Consider the following 3,819-nt stretch of genomic DNA (forward strand, 5'->3'; position numbering starts at 1 on the left):
AGAAGGATTTGTTGAAAAATATGAAGCGATACTAGAAGATGAGGCAAGAGATTTTCTTGCCTCTTTTAAACAGGAAGCGGTATCAGCTTTTCGGGTCAATCCCTTAAAAGAAAGTCAGCTATCGTTTGCTGATGCCATTCCCCATACACCTTGGGGGTATTATGGTAAAGTTTCTGGGAAATCTCCAGAGCACGTGACGGGTCTCGTTTATTCGCAAGAGCCTGCAGCCCAAATGGTGGCCCAGGTAGCTCAACCAAGTCCTGGTATGAAGGTCTTGGACTTGGCGGCAGCACCAGGTGGAAAATCCACTCAACTAGCAGCTTATCTGGCTAATCAAGGAGTCCTTGTCTCCAACGAAATTTCAAGCAAGCGTGCTAAGATTTTAGTGGAAAATATGGAGCGGTTTGGAGCGACAAATGTTGTCGTGACCAATGAATCTGCTGACCGCTTGACCAAGGTCTTTAAAGGTTATTTTGATGTGATTGTCCTTGATGCACCTTGCTCGGGTGAAGGGATGTTCCGTAAACAACCAGATGCCATGGACTATTGGAGTACCGATTATCCTAGCCAATGTGCCAGTCTCCAAAGAGAAATTTTAGAAGATGCAGTGACTATGCTTGCAGAAGGTGGTCGTTTGGTCTACTCGACCTGTACTTGGGCACCTGAGGAAAATGAAGAAATCGTCCACTGGTTGCTGGATATTTATAATTTTGAATTGCTTCCAGTTGAGCATGTGAACGGTATGGTAGCAGGAATCGCTCTTCCTGAAACGTCTCGAATGTACCCTCACCATTTCAAGGGAGAAGGCCAGTTTGTTGCCCACTTGCAGTTTAAAGGAGAAAATCCCGCACCTAAATTCAAAGCTAGCAAGAGCAATCTCAGTCGTGAGCAACTGGCTTTGTGGCATGATTTTGCCCAAAAACACTTGCGGGTCAATCTAACTGGTATCTTGCAAACTTTTGGAGACCAACTCTATCTCTTACCAGAGATGCTACCTGATCTAGGGAAACTCAAAATTGCTAGAAATGGACTCCATCTGGGCACTTTTAAGAAGAAACGTTTTGAACCAAGCTTTGCTCTCGGTTTAGCCTTGAAACCAAGTCAAGTACTACAAAATGTTGAAATCAATGATGAAGATTTTGTAAAATATGTGGCTGGCGAGACTGTTCAATTGTCTGAAGCTCGACCAAATGGCTGGTACCAAGTTGTGGTTCAAGGAAACGGATTGGGCTTTGCCAAGGTAACGGGAAATGTTTTGAAAAATTATTATCCAAAAGGGCTCAGATTCAGGTGAAAAAGCTAGTCAAAGAGCCTATTCTATGTTATAGTGGAAGTATGAGTTTTTTCTGATAGTCTTTCATTATTACTTATATTATACGATGGAATTGTCCGCCCCTAAGAATGTCTAGGTAAAATAAAGCGGGACAAGCATTGATGATAATTGTATGATCAGGGCAAGCGGAAGAAATCAGAACATTCATTATTATGTTCAAGGAGAAAAACAGTGAAAAAAAGAAAAAAGCTCGCCATGTCTCTTGCAACTCTTTTGATGGCAGGTTCTCTAGCAGGGTGTGCTAGCTGGATTGATCGTGGAGAGTCCATGACGGCCGTTGGCTCCACTGCTCTTCAGCCTCTTGTCGAAGCAGCAGCAGATGAATTTGGCTCTACCCATATTGGCAAAACAGTCAATGTCCAAGGAGGCGGATCAGGAACTGGTTTGTCTCAGGTTCAGTCTGGAGCGGTCGATGTCGGAAATTCGGATGTCTTTGCAGAGGAAAAAGAAGGAATCGATGCTTCGGCTCTAGTAGACCACAAGGTTGCAGTGGCTGGTCTTGCAGTGATTGTAAACAAGGAAGTGGATGTTGAAAATCTCACAACCGAGCAACTTCGCAAAATCTTTACTGGTGAAGTGACCAACTGGAAAGAAGTTGGTGGTAAAGACCTAGCGATTTCGATTATCAACCGAGCAGCAAGTTCTGGTTCTCGTGCGACGTTTGACAGCGTGATCATGAATGGCCAAGCAGCTATGCAGAGCCAAGAGCAGGATTCTAACGGGATGGTCAAGTCCATTGTATCCCAAACACCTGGAGCCATTTCTTACCTAGCCTTTGCCTATGTGGATGATTCTGTTCAAACCATTCAGTTGAACGGCTATGCGCCAACCTCTGAAAATGTGACGACCAACAACTGGCCTTTGTGGTCTTATGAACATATGTACACACTTGGTCAGCCAAATGAGTTAGCTGCTGAATTCCTGAATTTCGTCCTCTCAGATGAAGCCCAAAATGGGATTGTTAAGGGCATGGGCTATATTTCCATCAATGAAATGAAAGTCCAAAAGGATGCTTCAGGTACCGTTACAGCAGTAGAAGGAGGTCAATAATGAATCAAGAAGAATTATCTAAAAAATTACTCTCTCCTTCAAAGAACTCTCGGCTTGAGAAGTTTGGTAAAGGTTTGACCTTCACCTGCCTTTCTTTGATTGTGATCATTGTGGCGATGATTTTGATTTTTGTAGCCCAAAAAGGCTTATCGACTTTCTTTATCAATGGGGTCAATATCTTTGATTTCCTCTTTGGACAAACTTGGAATCCTTCAGGGAAACAATTTGGTGCCCTTCCGATGATTTTGGGTTCCTTTATTGTGACGATTTTATCAGCCCTTATCGCAACTCCCTTTGCTATTGGTGCTGCAGTCTTTATGACAGAAGTATCACCAAAGGGTGCAAAAATCTTGCAACCAGCCATTGAACTTCTCGTCGGTATTCCTTCAGTCGTCTATGGATTTATCGGTTTGCAAGTTGTGGTACCTTTTGTTCGTAGCGTCTTTGGTGGAACTGGGTTTGGGATCTTGTCAGGGATTTTCGTTCTTTTTGTCATGATCCTACCAACTGTAACCTTTATGACAATAGACAGCTTGCGTGCTGTTCCTCGTCATTATCGTGAAGCTAGTTTGGCTATGGGTGCAACTCGTTGGCAAACCATCTGGCGTGTGACCTTGAAAGCAGCACGGTCAGGTATTTTCACAGCAGTGGTCTTTGGGATGGCGCGTGCCTTCGGTGAAGCCCTTGCTATTCAGATGGTTGTCGGAAACTCAGCAGTTATCCCAACCTCGCTAACAACACCAGCTGCGACTTTGACATCTGTATTGACTATGGGTATCGGAAATACCGTCATGGGAACGGTTGATAATAACGTTCTCTGGTCACTGGCCTTAGTCTTGCTCTTGATGAGTTTGGCCTTTAACAGTGTGATTAAATTGATTACGAAAGAAAGAGGAAAGAAAAACTATGCACGCTAAGAAATTAGATAAACTTGCAACAGCTGTCCTCTATACTATCGCGGGTATCATCGTTGCCATCTTGGCATCCTTGATTCTCTATATCTTGGTGAGAGGGTTACCGCACATCTCTTGGTCCTTCTTGACTGGGAAGTCTTCCTCTTACCAAGCTGGCGGAGGAATCGGGATTCAGCTTTACAATTCCTTCTTCCTTTTGGTCATTACCTTGATTATTTCTGTTCCCCTGTCTATGGGAGCTGGCGTTTTCCTCGCTGAGTATGCCAAAAAAGGACCTGTGACCAATTTTATTCGTACCTGTATTGAGATTTTGTCTTCTCTACCATCAGTCGTTGTGGGTCTCTTTGGTTACTTGATCTTTGTAGTCCAGTTTGAGTATGGATTTTCAATCATTTCAGGTGCCTTGGCCTTGACGGTCTTTAACCTCCCTCAGATGACTCGAAATGTTGAGGACAGTTTAAAACACGTTCACCATACGCAACGTGAGGCTGGCTTAGCTCTTGGAATTTCTCGTTGGGAGAC

The 3,819-nt window shown here is 43.9% G+C and carries 4 protein-coding genes; all 4 read left to right on the top strand.

Going from position 1 to position 3,819, the window contains the following annotated elements; genetic code table 11:
- Positions 1–1,294, top strand: a 1,294-nt coding sequence (locus tag SORDD16_RS03215) for an RsmF rRNA methyltransferase first C-terminal domain-containing protein (RefSeq protein ID WP_061452360.1), incomplete at its 5' end; no start/stop codon positions are given.
- 210 nt (positions 1,295–1,504) lie between these two features.
- Positions 1,505–2,383, top strand: coding sequence for a phosphate ABC transporter substrate-binding protein PstS (locus SORDD16_RS03220; protein WP_061452361.1), 879 nt, complete (start codon positions 1,505–1,507; stop codon positions 2,381–2,383).
- Positions 2,383–3,300, top strand: coding sequence for a phosphate ABC transporter permease subunit PstC (gene pstC, locus SORDD16_RS03225; protein WP_061452362.1), 918 nt, complete (start codon positions 2,383–2,385; stop codon positions 3,298–3,300). The genes SORDD16_RS03220 and pstC overlap by 1 nt, the downstream gene beginning before the upstream one ends.
- On the top strand, positions 3,290–3,819 hold a 530-nt coding region (locus SORDD16_RS11555), incomplete at its 3' end, for a PstA family ABC transporter permease (protein WP_241734009.1). The genes pstC and SORDD16_RS11555, both read left to right, overlap by 11 nt.

The organism is Streptococcus oralis (assembly GCF_001578945.1).
GTDB classification, from domain to species: Bacteria; Bacillota; Bacilli; order Lactobacillales; family Streptococcaceae; genus Streptococcus; species Streptococcus oralis_Q.